The organism is Paraburkholderia sp. GAS199, assembly GCF_050436585.1.
GTDB lineage: Bacteria > Pseudomonadota > Gammaproteobacteria > Burkholderiales > Burkholderiaceae > Paraburkholderia.
Map to the genome: position 1 here is coordinate 137,751 of NZ_JBNDMM010000003.1, position 16,744 is coordinate 154,494.

At 64.3% G+C, this 16,744-nt stretch carries 15 protein-coding genes; 4 read left to right on the top strand and 11 right to left on the bottom strand.

All coding sequences use genetic code 11. The features are described 5' to 3' along the window. Nucleotides 1-5: 5 nt before the first annotated feature. The 3 genes from P3T18_RS12275 to P3T18_RS12285 form a co-directional block, all read right to left on the bottom strand. The gene (locus P3T18_RS12275) at nucleotides 6-878 is read right to left on the bottom strand and encodes an ABC transporter permease (RefSeq protein ID WP_429300199.1); all 873 of its coding nucleotides are present in this window, start codon (nucleotides 876-878) and stop codon (nucleotides 6-8) included. Beyond that, entirely contained in the window at nucleotides 865-1,944 is a 1,080-nt protein-coding gene (locus tag P3T18_RS12280; protein WP_429300200.1) for an ABC transporter ATP-binding protein, read from the bottom strand. Before P3T18_RS12280 ends, P3T18_RS12275 begins: the two co-directional genes overlap by 14 nt. A 67-nt stretch (nucleotides 1,945-2,011) precedes the next feature. Beyond that, nucleotides 2,012-3,088, bottom strand: a complete 1,077-nt coding sequence (locus P3T18_RS12285) for an ABC transporter substrate-binding protein (protein ID WP_429300201.1) — start codon at nucleotides 3,086-3,088, stop codon at nucleotides 2,012-2,014. A 159-nt stretch (nucleotides 3,089-3,247) separates the two neighbouring features. Here P3T18_RS12285 and P3T18_RS12290 point away from each other — a divergent pair, with 159 nt between their 5' ends. Then, a complete protein-coding gene (locus P3T18_RS12290; protein WP_429300202.1) occupies nucleotides 3,248-4,201 on the top strand; it encodes a LysR substrate-binding domain-containing protein in 954 nt (317 codons plus the stop codon). Nucleotides 4,202-4,207: 6 nt separating this feature from the next. On the opposite strand, the gene P3T18_RS12295 is transcribed toward P3T18_RS12290, so the two are convergent. Beyond that, entirely contained in the window at nucleotides 4,208-5,650 is a 1,443-nt protein-coding gene (locus P3T18_RS12295) for a cytochrome-c peroxidase (RefSeq protein ID WP_429300203.1), read from the bottom strand. Between the two features lie 165 nt (nucleotides 5,651-5,815). Then, nucleotides 5,816-7,651, bottom strand: coding sequence for a phospholipase C (locus P3T18_RS12300; protein WP_429300204.1), 1,836 nt, complete (start codon nucleotides 7,649-7,651; stop codon nucleotides 5,816-5,818). Nucleotides 7,652-8,026: 375 nt separating this feature from the next. On the opposite strand from P3T18_RS12300, the gene P3T18_RS12305 reads away from it, so the two are divergent. After that, nucleotides 8,027-9,634 (top strand): Na+/H+ antiporter, encoded by a 1,608-nt coding sequence (locus tag P3T18_RS12305; RefSeq protein WP_429300205.1) that lies wholly within the window; start codon nucleotides 8,027-8,029, stop codon nucleotides 9,632-9,634. Nucleotides 9,635-9,670: 36 nt separating this feature from the next. On the opposite strand, the gene P3T18_RS12310 is transcribed toward P3T18_RS12305, so the two are convergent. Together P3T18_RS12310 and P3T18_RS12315 are read right to left on the bottom strand one after the other, a co-directional pair. Next, entirely contained in the window at nucleotides 9,671-10,090 is a 420-nt protein-coding gene (locus tag P3T18_RS12310; RefSeq protein ID WP_429300206.1) for a DoxX family protein, read from the bottom strand. 71 nt (nucleotides 10,091-10,161) lie between these two features. Further along, nucleotides 10,162-10,557 (bottom strand): hypothetical protein, encoded by a 396-nt coding sequence (locus P3T18_RS12315; RefSeq protein WP_429300207.1) that lies wholly within the window; start codon nucleotides 10,555-10,557, stop codon nucleotides 10,162-10,164. 252 nt (nucleotides 10,558-10,809) lie between these two features. Here P3T18_RS12315 and P3T18_RS12320 point away from each other — a divergent pair, with 252 nt between their 5' ends. After that, nucleotides 10,810-11,157 carry a lysozyme inhibitor LprI family protein gene (locus P3T18_RS12320; RefSeq protein ID WP_429300208.1) on the top strand — a complete coding sequence of 116 codons (348 nt, stop codon included), beginning with the start codon at nucleotides 10,810-10,812 and terminating at the stop codon, nucleotides 11,155-11,157. A gap of 25 nt (nucleotides 11,158-11,182) precedes the next feature. Next, nucleotides 11,183-11,407 carry a hypothetical protein gene (locus P3T18_RS12325; protein ID WP_429300209.1) on the top strand — a complete coding sequence of 75 codons (225 nt, stop codon included), beginning with the start codon at nucleotides 11,183-11,185 and terminating at the stop codon, nucleotides 11,405-11,407. Nucleotides 11,408-11,442: 35 nt separating this feature from the next. On the opposite strand, the gene P3T18_RS12330 is transcribed toward P3T18_RS12325, so the two are convergent. From P3T18_RS12330 to P3T18_RS12345, 4 genes are all read right to left on the bottom strand, one after another. Continuing rightward, on the bottom strand, nucleotides 11,443-12,636 hold the full coding sequence (locus P3T18_RS12330) for a porin (protein ID WP_429300210.1): 1,194 nt from the start codon (nucleotides 12,634-12,636) through the stop codon (nucleotides 11,443-11,445). A gap of 164 nt (nucleotides 12,637-12,800) precedes the next feature. Further along, the gene (locus tag P3T18_RS12335) at nucleotides 12,801-14,165 is read right to left on the bottom strand and encodes a c-type cytochrome (RefSeq protein ID WP_429300211.1); all 1,365 of its coding nucleotides are present in this window, start codon (nucleotides 14,163-14,165) and stop codon (nucleotides 12,801-12,803) included. After that, nucleotides 14,162-15,940: a GMC family oxidoreductase gene (locus P3T18_RS12340; protein WP_429300212.1), complete on the bottom strand. Its 1,779-nt coding sequence runs from the start codon at nucleotides 15,938-15,940 to the stop codon at nucleotides 14,162-14,164. Before P3T18_RS12340 ends, P3T18_RS12335 begins: the two co-directional genes overlap by 4 nt. Next, a complete protein-coding gene (locus tag P3T18_RS12345) occupies nucleotides 15,940-16,674 on the bottom strand; it encodes a gluconate 2-dehydrogenase subunit 3 family protein (RefSeq protein WP_429300213.1) in 735 nt (244 codons plus the stop codon). The genes P3T18_RS12340 and P3T18_RS12345 overlap by 1 nt, the downstream gene beginning before the upstream one ends. Nucleotides 16,675-16,744 lie beyond the last annotated feature (70 nt).

A 16,744-nucleotide genomic window follows, 5' to 3' on the forward strand; every position in this document is an offset into this window, starting at 1 on the left:
TTCGCTCAGTCGAAGATGTGCTGGAAGCGGCGTTCCGCGAGACGGCTGCAACCCATCACGATCGCCACGTTGGCGATCAGCAGCAGCACGGCAATGCTCGCGCCGAGCGGCCAGTTCAGGGTGCCGAGGAATTCGTCGTAGGCGGCGGTGGCCACCACTTTCAGACGCCGTCCGCCGATCAGCGCGGGTGTGGCGAAGGCGGATGCCGACAGCGCGAACACGATGATCGAGCCCGACAGCACGCCCGGCATGATCTGCGGCAGCACCACGCGGCGAAACACCGCGAACGGCGATCCGCCGAGCGAGCGGCCCGCCCATTCCACCTGCGGGTCGAGCTTCTGCATGGTCGCCCAGACCGACATCACCATGAAGGGCACGAGAACGTGTGTGAGCGCGATGATCATGCCGGTCATGGTGAAGACGAGGCGGATCGGTTCGCTGGTGATGTGCAGCGTTTGCAGCAGCGTATTCAGCACGCCGTTGTTGCCGAGCAGGATCTGCCAGCCGAGTGTGCGCACCACCACGGAGATCAGCAGCGGACCCAGCACCACCAGCAGACACAAGGATTGCCACGGACGCTTCATGCGCGCGAGCACGATGGTTTCCGGCACGCCCAGCACGATCGACAGCAAGGTGACGGCGAACGCGAGACCCGCGGTGCGCAGGAAGATCGTGCCGTAGTAAGGATCGCTCACCACTTCCCAGTAATTGCTGAGCGTGTAGGCCGAGGTGACGCCGGCGACGTCGCTGAATACGCGAAACGACAGCATCAGCGTGAGCACCAGCGGCACCAGCAGCAGACCGACGAACAGCAGCAGCGCGGGCCCCGACAGCAGCCAGGGCGCGGCGCCGGGACGGGCGTCGTCAAGCGTGGCCATGAGCGCTCTCCCGGTCGTCCTGTGTGAGTACGCGCAGGTCGTCGTCGGTCCAGGCGAGTCCGACTTCGTGCCCTTCCTCGGGCGGCGGGGCGCCGTGGTTCGGCTGCGCCACGCGTAGCTTGCCGAGTTCGGTTTCCACTTCCAGCAGCCACTGGTTGCCGACGAACACGCGCGTGGCGATCCGGCCGCGCACGCGCGCATTGCCGTTGGCCAGATGCACTTTCTCCGGACGGATATACACGTTCACCGCGCCGTTCACGTGACGTCCTTCGTGCGGCACGTGCAACGTGGTGCCCGCCACCGCGACTTCCGCGCAGCGCGGATTGTGGCGCAGCACTTCGCCCGCAAAAGCATTGGTGCGGCCGAGGAACGACGAGGCGAACTGCGTGGTGGGACGCTCGTACGCGTCGTACGGCGTGCTGAGTTGCGCGATCGCGCCTCGATGCATCACGGCGATGCGATCGCTCATGGTCATCGCTTCGACCTGATCGTGCGTGACCAGAATCGTAGTGATGCCGAGCCGCTTCTGGATTGCGCGCAGTTCGATGTGCATTTCCTCGCGCAGCTTCGCGTCGAGGTTCGACATCGGTTCGTCGAGCAGCAGCAGTTCGGGCTGCATCGCGATGGCGCGCGCAATTGCCACACGCTGCCGCTGACCGCCCGACAACTCTTTCGGATAACGATGACCGAGGCCGTTAAGGCGCACCAGCGCAAGCGCTTCGGTCACGCGTTCGTCGCGCTCCTTGCGTTTCACCTTGCGCATCTCGAGGCCGAAGCCGACGTTGCCCGCCACCGTCATGTGCGGAAACAGCGCATAGCTTTGGAACACCACGCCGATGCCGCGTTTCTCCGGGCGTTCCTGCGTGATGTCGCGGCCGTCGAGCAGGATGCGTCCGGTGCTCGGCGTAATGAAGCCCGCCACCATTTGCAGCGTGGTCGTCTTGCCGCAGCCGGACGGCCCGAGCAGCGACAGTAGTTCACCGCGCTCGACGGACAGATCGAGTTGCTCGATCGCGGTGAAGTCGCCGTAGCGCTTCGAAATGCCTTGCAGAGTCAGAAAGGCCATGCGCCTCGCTCCTTCGTCAGATCGCGCGCCGCGCGAAGAACTTGCCAGTGACCGCTATCGGCCGCTATCAACGCTCGACCGAACGGTTCCAGCGTTCCGTCCATTCGGTGCGATGCTGGTTGATCGTGGCCCAGTCCATCGCGGTCAGCTTCGAAATCTGGTCGGGGCCGTACGGCACGCGGGCGGCGATCTCGGGCGTGAGCTTGACGGTGCGGTTGACCGGTCCGAGGCCGATGCCTTGCGCCTGCAACGCCTGCACTTCCGGGCTCAGCAGGTACTGCACGAATTGCTGCGACAGTTGCGGCTGCGCGTTCTCCGCGACGGCGCATGCCGCGACCTGCAAGGCAACCGCGCCTTCCTTCGGGTAGATGAACTTCAGCGGAAAGCCGGTGTTCTGCAGCGCGACCGCACGGCCGCTGCCGTACGGTGCGAGGATCACGTCGCCGGCCTGCATCTGGCCGTCCATTTCGCCGGGCGTCGGGGCCCACGAAAGCACGTTCGGCGCGACGTCTTTCGTCATCGCGGCAAAACCGGGGTCGATATTCTTTTCGCCGCCGCCGGACAGGCGCGCCAGCATCACGAGCGTGTGCAGACCGTAGGTGTTGGTGATCGGCGGCACGCCGAGCTTGCCCTTGATGCGGCTATCGGTGAGCGCCTTCCAGGAATCGGGCGGCGGCAGCCCGGCTTTTTTGAAGGCTTCCTCGTTGTAGCCGATGCCGGTCGCCACCATGCCGACGCCGACCGAGGTCGGACCGAGCTTCGCGAGCGGATACAGGTCTTTCATCACCGGCGCGTCGTCGAGCTTCGCGCACAGGTTCAGTTGCATGGCCTGGTACATCGGGCCGTCGTCCATCACCGCCACGTTGATCTGCTGATGGCCTTTCTGCGCCTGCAATTTGGCGAGCGTGTCGCTCGAATTGCCCGCCACGTAGACGATCTTCACGTTGTGCGCTTTTTCGAACGGCGGAATGATTTTTTGCCGGTAGAGCTGCTCGTTCGAGCCGCCGACATTGGCCACGTAGAGCGTGGTGTCGGCATGCGCCAGGCTCGACGCGAAGACGGCGGCGAAACAAGCCGCGAAGGAAGCGGCCGCGATGGCGGCGCGCGACGGGGCGGACAGACGGCGATGCAACGCTCTTTTCATGACGACGTTCTCCAGTTCCGGTAAAGGGGGAGGCGGGCTTCACTGCCCGTCGATAGAATGCAGTGTCGCGCCGGTCTATCATGTCGTCCAATACGAATAAAATACTTATCTATGCATGGATGATATGGGTTGGCCGCCGTCGTCTAAGGGAGAACACGGATGAATCTCAAGCACATCGAGGCATTTCGCGCGGTGATGGTGTCGGGGTCGATGACCGCCGCGGCCAAGGCGCTGTTCACGTCGCAGCCCAACGTGAGCCGCCTGATCGCCCAGCTGGAGCGCGATACGGGGCTGCAACTCTTTCAGCGCAGCGGCGTGCGGCTGATCCCCACCAGCGAGGGCGAGGCTTTTTTTCGCGAAGTCGAACGCGCGTTTGTCGGCCTGCAGGGACTGGCCAATGCGGCGGCGCAAATCCGCAATCTCGGCAGCGGACGTCTGCGCATCGCGGCCATGCCGTCGGCGGGCATGACGCTGGTGCCGCACGCCATCAAACGTTTCGTCGAGCTATTTCCGGAAGTGACGGTGTCGCTGCACGTGAATACGTCGGGCACGGTCAATCACTGGACGGCGTCGCAGTTTTGCGATCTGGGCGTGGCGGTCTACGTGAGCGAAGCGTCGGACTGCGAAGTCGAGCAACTGTCGAAGGTCGCGGCGGTTTGCGTCATGCCGGCGAGCCACCGGCTGGCGGCCAAACGCAGTATCAAGCCGGAAGATCTGGAGGGCGAATCATTTATTTCGCTGTGTCACGGCGACGGCACGCGTGCGCTGATGGACGAGGTGTTCGAGCGGGCGGGCGTGCAACGCGTGCTGGCCATCGAGGCGCAATACACGGCCATGTGCTGCGAGATGGTGCGGCACGGCATGGGCGTGACGCTCGCGCATCCCATCGTCGCGCGTGATTTTGCGGGACCGGACATCGCGATCCGGCCGTTTCAGCCGGTCACGCTGTTTCCCACTTATCTGCTGTTTCCGCCGCATCGTCCACGCGAGCGGCTGGCCACCGCATTCGTCGAAGTATTGCGGGGTCTGCACGAAGAATTGCTGGCGGAAGTCGTGGCGCCGGGGCGGCGCGCGGCAGGCGGCGCGCGCAAACGTGCGCGCGCCGTGGCGTGATGCGGCTTACGGCTTGTAGCCGTCGCTCAAGGTGCCCATGAACGCGATGATGTCCTGAATCTCGTCGTCGGTCATGGCCGGCTTGTCGCCGAGCTTGCGATCGAACGGCGCGTCGGCGACGTCCACGTTGGCGTGATACTGAGGCGGCAGATCGTCGTACTTGGCCGGCTTGCCGGATGCGTCGCGCGGATAGATCTTGTCCGGGTTCGTATTGCGCAGGTTGTAGAAGTCCATCACGTGTTTCAGGTCGTGATACACGCCGTTGTGGAAGAACACATGGCGCGTTGCCACGTTACGCAGGGTCGGCGTGAGGAACATGCCGCAGTACTGCGTGAGCGTCGCCGCGTCGCTGCGGAACGGGCCGCACACGCCCATGTCGTAGAACTTCGGATCCTTGTTGATGGCCAGATCGCGGTTGCGCGGCACGCCGAGCGCTTCGTATTGCGTGTCGGTGAAGAGCGGCGGCAGGTGATCGGAAGTCGGCTTGCTCAGGTGACAGCCGGCGCAGTTCGCCTTGTCCGGATCGTTGAACAGACGCAGGCCGTGCAATTCGGCTTGCGTCAGACGCGCCTTGCCTTGCAGCCAGTAGTCGTACTTGCTGGTGAACTGGTGGAACGACGCGTCTTCGAACTGGAAGCGGCCCACGGCGAACATGGCTTCGTCCACCAGCAGGTCGGGCTGATTCACGATGCGCGCGCCGAACAGTTGTTTGAACTGGTCGAGGTACTTCGCCTTCATCAACTTCTGAACGACTTCGCCCGTATCCTTGTTGGCCATTTCGACCGGATTGAGCAGCGGCCCGATGGCCTGATCCTGCAGCGTGCTCGCGCGGCCGTCCCAGAACAGGCCGCCTTGCGGCACCATCGCGGGTGCGGCGGGCGCCACGCCGGCGGTTTTCACCGCGCGCTGCGTGCTGCTCGCGGTGGTGGCGAGTTGATCGAGCGTCACCGGTGCGGCGTCCATGTCGTTCTGATCGGGGCCGATCGAGAACGGCGCCTGGCGATACAGATACGCGAGCGACGGCGGCGGACGATAACCGGCGTCCGTCATATGCGGGCCGCCGAGTTGCACCGAGAGATCGTTCGGCGGACCGAACGCGTGATCGGGACTATGGCACGACGCGCACGACTGCTTGCCCGACGCCGACAGCGACGGGTCGTTGAAAATCTGCTTGCCGAGCAGCGCCATCGCGCTCAGCGGCTGGGTGGGCGGCAGGTGCAGCGCGACCGGCTGCGGATTCGCGCCAGTGATGTCTTCGACCACGGTGCCGATGGCGAGAGGCATCCTCTCCGGATAGATTGCCGCGTAGGCAGCAAAGGCGGCGCAGCCGGCGGCGATCACGGCGGCAGTCCAGCCGAGCACGCGCCGCAGTTGGCGTTTGGCGCTGCCGGGGCGCGGAGCGTCGCCAGCGGGCAGCGACGGCGGCAATGCAGAGTTCGGAGAGCTCATGGCGATAGTGAAAAAGGTCGAACCGGAAAAGACGTCGAGCCAGCGCGTTGCCGCGCCGGCTCGACCCACTACGAGTTGTGTTGCGTCCCGCTGCCGGCGGCCTTGGCCGCTACGGCGTAAAACGGGAAACGGGACGCGTATTGCACTCAGCTATCGAACCGCCGGTCAGTTGGTCGCCGGTGCGGCGGCGAGCTTCGTGCCGACCACCGGATCGAGGAACACCGTCGGGTTGTTGCCCGCGCCGGCCAGGTTCAGCATGCCGATGATGTTGCCGGCGGTTGCGTCGAAGGAACCCTGACCGAGGCGCTTGCCGCCGAGCCAGTTGTCTTCGATGAACTTGACGACCGAGGCTTGCGTGATCGGCGTGTGGTCGACGTAGTTCACCTTCGCCCACGGCGAGATCACGAGGAACGGCGTACGCGTACCCGGACCGCAGCGGCCGTTGACTGCACCACCGTTGATACCCAGCGGTTGCGTCGCGCCCGCGGCCGTGCACTGACCTTGAGCCGTCAGCTGGTCGGCGCCCGTGAAGACGGCCGTACCCACCTTGGTAACCAGCGACGTGTCGAACGACGAGCTCTTGATGGTCGGCTTGACGTGGTCGTACCAGCCGTCCGAGTCGTCGTAGGCGACGATGATCAGCGTGTTCTTCCAGTCAGGCTGTTGCTGCAGGAAGTTCGTGACCTTCACGACGAAAGCCTGTTCGTCGAGCGGGTCCGAGTTGCCCGGGTGGCCGTCGCTGATAGCCGGTGCCTTCAGGAAGCTGACCGACGGGTAGTTACCCGCTTGCACAGCTGCGAAGAAGTCGTCGGTGTCGTACTGGTGGTGAACCGGCGTGGCGGTGTTGTCGAGCGTCGGATCGGTGAACCCGATCATCGCGGTCGAGCTCGGACGCTGGTGCGTCGGGTTAGCCGTCGATGCGTAGTACTGGAACCACGCATGGTGCTGGATGTAGTCGCTCGGTGCCGTACCCAGCACGTCCGACCACGTCGAGCGCGAGCAACCCGTCGTGCCGTTCGCGTTGACGGTCTGCAGGTTGAAGCCGCCCATGAAGCCGCCCCACGTGACGTTCGCGCTGTTCAACAGATCGCCGATGTTCTTGCCGTTCATCATGCCGGTCGGGCCGGTGTTCGAGCCGCTGTTTTCCGCAGCGATCGAGCAGACGTCCGTGGTCGGGTCGAGGTCGCCGATCATGGTGAAGCTGCCCTGACCGTCGGGAATCGCGTTGCCGCTCGTCGCCGTGCCGCTCTTGACGTTAGGCGTGACCGTCACGCCCTGGTTCTGACCGGAGACCACTTCGATCGCGCCCGGCGTCGACGGGCCGAACGTGTCGGTCCATGCGTTGTCGTTCATCGCGAAGTTCTGCGCGAGGTTCCAGTAAGCGGTGACCGTGTTGCCGTCGAAGTAGCCGAGCACCTGAGCCGACGAACCGAACTGACCCGTGCTGCCCGAGATGATGCCGCTAGCCGAGGTGAAGAGCGGGAACGCGTCCATCTTCAGGTTGTCGTCGGCGAGCTGTTCCGGCGCGTAGCTGTGGTTCTGGCTCTTCGTGTTCGCTTGCGAGCGGTCGAGACGGAACGGTTGCGCGGTGGTGGTCGTGAGTGCGCCGCCGAGCGTCGGCGGTGCCGTCGTCTGACCGTTGACCGTCGCTGCGACGATATTCGGCGAACCTGCCTGCGCGTTCGGATTGGCTGCGCCCGTCAGGCCAGCCGCTGCGAGCGTCTGGATGTCGGTTTGCGTACCGGCGGCGGCCGTGAATTTCGGTTCGCCAGCCATGTTCGCTGCAGTCGGGTACGTCGCGAAGTAGTGGTCGAACGACACGTTCTCACCGAAGATCACGACCACGTGCTTGATCGGCGTGCTGGTGACCAAAGAGTCCTGAGCGGACACCGTCGGTGTGGTCGTGGCCGACGGGGAATTGTTGTGGCTGCTGCCGCATGCGGCGATCGTCAGCAGCGACGCCACGGCAATCGCGGTGGGGAGTATCGCTTTGTGAAACATTCTGGGGCTCCAGATTCGCTGTTCAGCGCTCCAAGACCATTACGCGTGGAGTTGCTGGGTTTTTGTAGGTGGTATTGCAAGCTCACTTCAAGATGGGGCCTGAAGCACGGGCATTGGAACATCGCCAGATTGCGATATGGAGTAAGTTTCCTTTCGTGGTTATTACCTTCATATTGATTACCGTTGCTTTCATTTTCGCGCGGGCTCGCGTGGCCATGCCGTGCAAACAGGCAAAAACCGTGTCGAAACAACGCGGCAGACAGAGGGTCGAGGAAAGGCACGCAAACAGCACGTAAGGAGTTTGACCATTACAGTTGCGTAATCTGACGACGACATGACAGCGGCTTCGTGCCGTTGCACCTTTGAGCGCTACCGATGAACCACATCGTATTTTTCCAGGACCTGCTGCTCGTGCTGCTCGGCGCGTGTGTGCTGTCGCTGATTGCCAGCCGATTCAATCTGCCGTCGGCGGCGGTCCTGCTGGTCGGCGGCGCGGCGATCGGTTTCGCGACGGACTCACCCGTCGTCGCGCTCGATCCCGACGTCATCATGGTCGTGCTGATTCCGCCGCTGCTGATGTCGAGTGCGTTCTATACCGGCTGGCGGGAATTTCGCCGTGAGACCGCGCCGATTGCGTCGCTGGCATTGGGCTCGGTGATCTGCACGACGGCGTGCGTCGCGTTCGCCGTGCATTGGGTCGATCCGCAACTGCCGTGGGCGGCATGCGCGGCGCTCGGCGCTATCGTCTCGCCGCCCGATGCGGTGGCGGCCAAGGCATTGCTCGGCAAGCTGCCGTTGCCCGAGCGTCTGGTCACCGTGCTGGAAGGCGAAAGTCTGGTGAACGACGCGTCGGGACTCGTGATCTATCGCTTCGCGGTGGTGGCGCTGGCGGCAGGCACCTTCAGCGCGAGCGACGCGGCCATCACGTTTTCGATGTTGTCGGTGATCGGTGTGGCGACCGGCGCGCTGACCGGCTGGGCCACCATCAAGCTGCTCGGCTGGCTCGAAGACACGCACCTGGCAGTCGTCTTGACGTTTCTCGCGGCGTGGGCGGCGTATCTGTTCGGCGAGCGGCTGCATGGCTCGGGCGTGCTGTCCGTGGTGGTGTGCGGACTGGTGGTCGGTCTGTGTCAGCACATGACACTCGACGCCACCACGCGTCTGAAAACTACCGGCACCTGGGACGTGGTGGTGTTCGTGCTGGAAGCGCTCGTGTTCATTCTGATCGGCGTGTCGCTGCCTGGCACGCTCGCCAAGCTCGCGGAACAACACACGTTTGCGTGGTGGCTGCCGGAGCGTGTCTGGATGGTGGCCGGCGCGACGGTCGCGGTGGTGATCCTCGCGCGCATCGTGTGGGTGCTCGGGGCCATCGCCTTGCCCGACTATCTGCTCGCACGGGTGCGCGGCACGCCAACCCGCACGGATCTGAAGCAGGCCACCATTCTCGGTTGGGCCGGCATGCGCGGCGTGGTGAGTCTCGCGGCCGCGCTGGCGCTGCCCGATTCGCTGGTCGATCGCGATCTGCTGATCTTCTCGACCTTCGCGGTGATCTTCGTGACGGTGGTGGTGCAGGGTTTGACGCTGGCGCCGCTCGCGCGTCTGGTGGGTTTTCGCGACGCCCGCGCGTCCGGCGAATCGAAATATCTCACGCAATATCAGGCGCGTTCGCTGACCTTCCAGGCATCGCTCGATGCGCTCCGGCAGATCGACCTCAACCAGTGCAAAGGCAACGAAGACGTCGTGTTGCGATTGATCGACGAGTATAGCTATCGCGTCGACAGCAATGCGCAGGCGCACTCGGGCGGCGAGAGTCTGCACCTGCGGCTGACGCGTCTGAACCTCGGGCTGCGCGCGGTGCAAGCGGGCCGCGCCGCGCTGCTGCAGTTGCACGACGAAAACCGGATCAAGGACAAGACCTTGCACCGGATCGAATCGGAACTCGATCTCGAAGAGGCACGCCTGAAACGTCTGCTCGGACCTTGATGCGTCGGTCGCAGAGCAGGTGGTGAGGCGCGCTGTCTAGCGCGGCGCCGATCCGTCGCCGTCGCGTTGCCGCGCGCGTCGACCCAGACGAATGCTGCCCGGTCCCGCAATCGCGATCGTGCCGAACAGGATCAGCAGCATCCACGCGAATTGCCCCTGCGCGAGCGACCAGTCGCGATGCACGAAGACGAGCGCGATGGCGGTCACGATCAGGATCGGCAGCGCGGCGAGCCGTGTCGCGATGCCGAGAATCATCAGCGGCGGACAGATCACTTCCGCGAAGATCGCGAAGGCAATCGACACGCCGCGTCCCAGATGAAACGGATCTTCGATTTCCGCCGCCTGGCTCGCGTAGTGCATCACCTTCGGCAAGCCGTGAACGGCGAGCACCAGCAAGCTCGCGCTGGCGCGCAAATACAACAGTCCCACATCGACAATCGTCGCTCTCGATTCCACTTGCCGCCTCACTTTTTAACCCTGATCGAGCGATCATAGGCAAGCGCGGTCTTAAGATCCCTCTAGAGTTCTTAAGTGTTCTTAAGGGTAGGGTCGAAAGTTGAGGAATCGGGCGTGACGTTGAGCGAATCCGGCAGTCTTCGCGATTCGACGGACAGGCGCTCCAGCACTCGCGGCAGATGCCGGGCGAGGATGCGCAGCGCCCGCATCGCGTCGAACAGGCGTTCGATGGCGCCCGCCGCGAAAACCAGAAACAGCGCGCCGACGATCAGCGCATAGGCCGTGACGGACATGATGGCGTAGCGCGAGCTGGCTTCGTCGCTATGCATGGCCCAGACATCGGGAAGCTGAAGCAGAATGAAGCCGGCGCCGGCCGCGAGCGATGTCCATAGCAGGAACACCGCGACCGAAAAAAACAGCGCGCAAAGCTTGCGTGAAACCTGACCCGTGGCGCACAGATATCGCATGATCGACTCCCGGAAACGTGTCGGGACGGTGCGGTGATCGCATCCGGTTAAGCCCGATACCTTGATTACGGCACCCGCAAAAGCGGGCTTGATGTCGAACTGCTGCTTGAAAACGGCAGGATCGCGGGGCGCCGCGCCCGCGCTTCGCGCTGCGATGACGGTCAAACGCGTTGCGTGCAACGGAATCCACGGCACAATGTCGAATTGTCCGAGAGGCGTGGCGTGTACGCTTCTCTTCAGGAGACCTTGCTTATGAGAATTTCGTTTCGCCTGTTCGTGCTGGCTGCCTCGGTGGCATGCTCGGCGCAATCTTTCGCCGCGAGCTTCGATTGCGCGCGGGCGCGTCTGCCGGACGAAAAAGCGGTGTGCGCGTCGCGGCAGCTCAGCGAAATGGACGTGGAAATGGCCGTGCGCTTCCAGACTTTGTCCGGTCTCGTCGCCATGGGAACACGCGGCGACATGGGCGAGCAGCAGCAATCGTGGCTCGCCGCGAGAAAGCGTTGCGCCGCCAACCAGTCCTGCCTGATCGCCGCCTACCGGCAACGAATTCAGGTCCTGAAAGATCAATATGCACAACTGGCGAGCCGTGGACCCTTTTAAGCTCGCCACACCAGGCAAATCGCGTATGGACCTCTGGATACAACCTTGCGCTGCATGCGCCGACCTGTACGGGCAACCGTCCACCACGCCGGCGCATCGCGACCTCACGCTGAACGGCGTGGGCTCGATGAACCAGGAGGTCATCGAGCAGCACTACACCTGCAATCGCTGCCGGGCGGTGTTCGCGCGGATTCAGGCCGGCCCGCCGGCCCGGCGCATCTGGATGCTGCTCAACGCCGGGCAGCACTGAGGCCGTCCCGGCTACGCGGCGGCTGCCGCGTGCAATCAGAAACGATGCCGCAAGCCGAGGCTCACAATCGCCTGCGACTGAGCCGCCGACGAATGGCCGTTGCCCTTGTCGCTGACCGAGGCGGTGGCCGGCACCGGATTGCCGAGCGCGTCGAGCGTGCCGCCCGAGGCGTGCTGGTAGCCGCCCATCAGATACACGGACGAGCGTTTGGACAGGTTGTACTGCGCGCCGAGCGTCACGTTGTGATACTGCGCGCGCTCGTCCACGCCATCCACTTCGCCGCCGCGCGTGTAGCTGTAGCCCGCGAACAGTTGCATGGCCGGGCGCACGGTCCACTGCGCGAAGACGCCGGCAATGTTGAACGTCGCGTGACCGGTGAACAGCGAATCGCCGCCCGAACGGTACTGCACGTTGCTGTAGTTCACGCCGACCAGCGCCGGGCCGAAGTCGTACGTCGCGCCCGCGCCGATGATCTGCTGCGATTGCGCGCTGGCGTAGCCTTCGTTGATGGACGAGTTGAACAGGCCGTCGTCGGTGCTGTTCCACTTGCCGAGCGTGGTGTCCTGCGCGCCGCTCTTGCTGTTGTCCGAACGCTCGTAGCCCACGCCCACATGCAACGGACCATTGCCGTAGCCCGCGCCGAGGCTCCAGGTGTTCTGCTGCTTCAGGCTGCCGGGTTGTCCGCCGAAACCGTACAGCGCGCCGAACGAGAAGCCCGAATAATTGATGCTCGTGTACTTGATCGAATTGTTGACGCGCGCGGTCTGGTCCAGATCGTCGATGTCGCCCGGATGCGCACCGAAGCCGCCCACGTAGGCCACCGGCGAGACGGGCGCGACGAAGTCGTTGAGCGCCGTGTACTGACGGCCCATGGTCAGCGTGCCGTACTGCGCGCTGCCGATGCCCGCGAAGGCTTGACGGCCGAACAGCCCGCCGTTCTGGCCGGTCTTGCCGTTGGTGATGTCGAAGCCGTCTTCGAGTTGGAACAGCGCGAACCAGCCGGCGCCGAGGTCTTCGCGCCCGCGCAGGCCCCAGCGGCTGCCGGACAGGTTGCCGCTCGTCACGCCGACGTTCGAGTGGCCCGTATAGGCGCCCGTCGAACCGGTGCGTTCGTTGCTGCGATAGGTGATGCCGGCGTCGACGATACCGTACAGCGCGACGGAGCTTTGCGCGGCTGCAATACCGGCGAAGGACAACAGCAGGGGGGCGGCGATCAGTTGCTTTTTCATCTTGGTCGAGAGTCGGAGAAAACGTTTATTTCAGGTCGCCTCGATGGCGATCTTTCTTTGTTCCTCGCACGCGAAACAACGCCCGGCAAACTACCAGGCGTGACTCGCGAACGAGGGTTGGCAACGCAGACCGGCGGCCCGGACATGCCGGGCCGCGCGCCGGCTCAATGACCGAGCGAGGCGCCGGGCGGCATGGGCGGTGGCTCGACCTTGACGGTCTTGCGCACGCGGGCGACATCGTCCGCGCTGACCGTCGATCCGGCGTTGCCCCAGCTATGACGCACGAAGTTGCTGACGTCGGCGACTTCCTGATCGTTCAGGCGCCAGCCGAAGGGCGGCATGGTAAACGAAGACGGCGCGGTTTGCGTGCCGGCGAGCGTGCTGCCGGTGAGCAGCACGTGGATCAGCGAAGTAGCGTCCTTGCCCTGAACCACCGGATTGCCGCCGAGCGCCGGGAATACGCGGTTGTAGCCGCGGCCGTCGCTGCGATGGCAGGCGGTGCAGTTGTCGCGATAGACGGCGGCGCCGGGCGCCGTGGCATCGCCGCTGCGCAGCGCGCGGGCGGCGGTGTCGTCGTAGGCGTACGGGGTTTCCTGCGCGTCGTTCGACGGCAAGGTTTTCAGATAACGCGCGATGGCGGTGAGGTCGGCGTCGCTCATGTGCTGCATGCTGTGCTGCACGACATCCGTCATGCCGCCGAACGCCGCGCTGTGCTGCGTGCGGCCGGTCTTCAGGAACTGCACGAGATCGGCCTCGCTCCATGCGCCTACGCCGGTGCGCGGATTGCCGCGCAGGCTCGACGGCACCCAGCCGTCGATGCTCGCGCCGCCCGCCAGGAACGCGGGACCGTCGGTGTCGCTGAGCGCGCGTTCCTGCATGGTCGCGGCGCGCGGCGTGTGACACGCGCCGCAGTGGCCGAGGCCTTGCACGAGATAGGCGCCGCGCGCGAGTACCGGATCGTCGTAATGTTTGGCGTCGAACGCGACGGGTTGCGGCGCGAACAGGTGACGCCAGACGCCGAGCGGCCAGCGCATCGACAGCGGCCAGACGATATCGACGGCGCGGTTCTTCTGCTCGACCGGCGCCACGCCTTTGGTGAAGTACGCGTAGAGCGCGTGCATGTCGTCGTCGCTTAGCCGCGCGTACGACGGGTAGGGCATGGCCGGATACAGCGTGTCGCCGTTCGGTTTGACGCCGGCTCGCACGGCGCGATCGAACTGCGCGAAGGTCCATGCGCCGATGCCGGTGTCGTGCGCGGGCGTGATGTTGGTCGAATAGATCGCGCCGATCGGCGTATCGAATTTCAGGCCGCCCGCGAAGGGCTTGCCCGACGCCGCCGTGTGGCACGCAATGCAGTCGCCGGCGCGCGCGAGGTATTCGCCGTGCGCGATCAGCGCGGCTTCGCTTTGCGGTTGAGCCAGCGTTTGAGTTTGCGCCACCGCGGGCACTGTCGACATGACACCCAGCACGGTGCACAACGTCGCGGCCAGATTCGCTGCCGCGCGCTTGAATGGAATCGTCTTCGTCATACGCTCACCAGCGGCCCGGGGTTCTTCAGATACTGCGTGCGAATCGCGCGCGCCGACCAGTAGGCGAGCGCGGCGACGAGGCCGGTCGGGTTGTAGCCGATGCCTTGCGGGAATGCCGAGGCGCCCATCACGAAGACGTTGTGCACGTCCCAGCTTTGCAGGTAACGGTTCAGCACGCTGGTCTTCGGATCGGTGCCCATTACGGCGCCGCCCACGAGGTGGGTGGTCTGATAACGGCGCGAGTCGAATTGAGCGCCGAATTCGCGCGTGTAGACGTTGATCGACTTCGGTCCCATCTGCTGCGCGATCTTGTGCATCTGACCGGTCACGTAGCGCGCCATCTTGATGTCGTTGTCTTTCCAGTCGAAGGTCATGCGCAGCAGCGGCTGACCGTACGAGTCGCGATAGGTCGGATCGAGATCGAGGAACACGTCGCGATACGACATGTTGGAGCCGTGCGCGTCCATCGAAATGGTGTGCGCGTAGTGATCCTTCACGGACTTTTTCCAGTCGGTGCCCCAGTTCGGCGTGCCGGCCGGCGTGGCGATGCCGCTGATCGGCTTGGAACCCGCCTGATTCACCCACAGCGGCGAGCCGCCCACGAAGCCGAGCGGACCGTGATCGAAGTTGTCCGCGTTGAAGTCGTCCACCGCGACGCCGTTGCCGCCCGCGCCGATGAACGGATTCGTGAAGGTGTCCTTGTCGAAGAACGCGGTGATCGTCGAGAGGTTCTGGTACGCGAAATTGCGGCCCACCACGCCTTCGCCGGAAACCGGATCGTAGGGCTTGCCGATGCCCGAGAGCAGCAGCAGATGCACGTTGTGATACTGGAACGCCGCGACGATCACGAGATCGGCAGGCTGGAACACTTCGTTGCCGGCCGGGTCGACGTAGGTCACGCCTTTTGCGCGCTTTTTGGTGTCGTCGAGTTCGACGCGCAGCACGTGGCAGCGCGAGCGCAACTCGAAATGCGGCGACTGCTTGAGCGCCGGCAGGATGTTCAGATTCGGCGACGCCTTCGAATACATGTAGCACGCGTAGCCGCTGCAGAAGCCGCAGAAATTGCACGGCCCCATCTGCACGCCGTACGGGTTGGTGTACGGACCCGACGTGTTGGCCGAAGGCAGGCGGTACGGATTCAGGCCGAGTTCGCGCGCGGCCTTGCCGAAACGTTCGGCCGAATAGGTGTTCTGCTGCGCGGCCAGCGGGAAATTGTCGCTGCGCGGCGCTTCGTAGATGTTGCCGTCGCCCACCACCTTGCCGTTGACCTTGTAGGCCTGGCCCGAGGTGCCGAACACTTTCTCGGCAAAGTCGAAATGCGGCTCCAGTTCTTCGTAGCTGACGCCGTAATCCTGAATCGTCATGCCTTCGGGAATGAAGCGCTTGCCGTAGCGTTCTTCGTAATGGCTCTTCAGACGCAACTCTTCCGGCGTGATGCGAAAGTGCACGCCCGACCAGTGCAAGCCGGCGCCGCCCACGCCTTCGCCGGGCAGAAAAGCGGCAAGCTGGCGATAGGGCAGCGCGGTTTCGGCCGCGCTGTGACGGATCGACACCGTGGTCTTCGAAAGATCGAGGAACAGTTTCTTGCGAACGTTGTAGGTCAGTTCGTCGATGGTGTTCGGATACGCGCCGTCCGGATAAGTGTCGCGATATTCGCCGCGTTCGAGCGCCACCACGTTCAGGCCCGCTTCCGTCAGTTCCTTCGCGAGAATCGCGCCGGTCCAGCCGAAACCGACGATCACTGCGTCGACGTGAGGTTTGGTTTGAGTCGTCATCAGGTTCGTTTTCCTTCGATCGACACCGGGCCGTACGGATACGCCGCGCCGTTCTGATTCACGAAGTCCATGAAATCCGCGCGCGCGCCGGGGAAGCCGATCATCTTCCAGCCGCCCATGTCGCGATTGCCGCCGTGAATCGGGTCGCAGAAATAGCCTTCGCGGGTGTTTTGCAGCAACTGGCCGAAGAACACCGAGGCGGGCACGCCGTCGAGTTCGACCTTGCCTTTTTCGAGCGCGCCGAGCACGGTGTCGCGCGTCGTGGCGTCGAGTTCGTTGAACGGATGCGCGTAGGCCTTCGTGCAGTACGCGTCCACTGCGGCGATGCCGAGGCGGTACAGGTCGCGCGGCACGAGCTTCAACTGGTAGCCGAGTTCAGGCGCGCCTTGCGCGAACGGGCCCTGCATGTACCAGAGCGCGCCGTGCGCGTAAGGCGTGTCCATCTGACGGTCGATGAATTCGGGCACGCCCGCTTCGACGGCGCCCGGACCTTCGTTGTCGGCCGGGATGAGGCGGTCGACGGCGGCATGCAGGAACGCCCATTCTTTGGCGTCGAAGAAGCGCGGTTTGTAGTCGGCGCGCGACGATTGGGCGGCCGGATTCGAGGGCGCGGCCGACGAATTCGCGGACGGCGCGGACGAATGCGTGTCGCAACCGGCGAGCGTGCCGGCCGGAACCAGCACGACGGCCGAGCGCAGGAAGCCGCGGCGAGAGGTAAGAGGGAGCTGAGCCATGTTGTTCTATTCACCTGATTCGGCCGCAAGAATTGCGGCCTCGGACAGTCCACGGACTGAGGGCGCCATG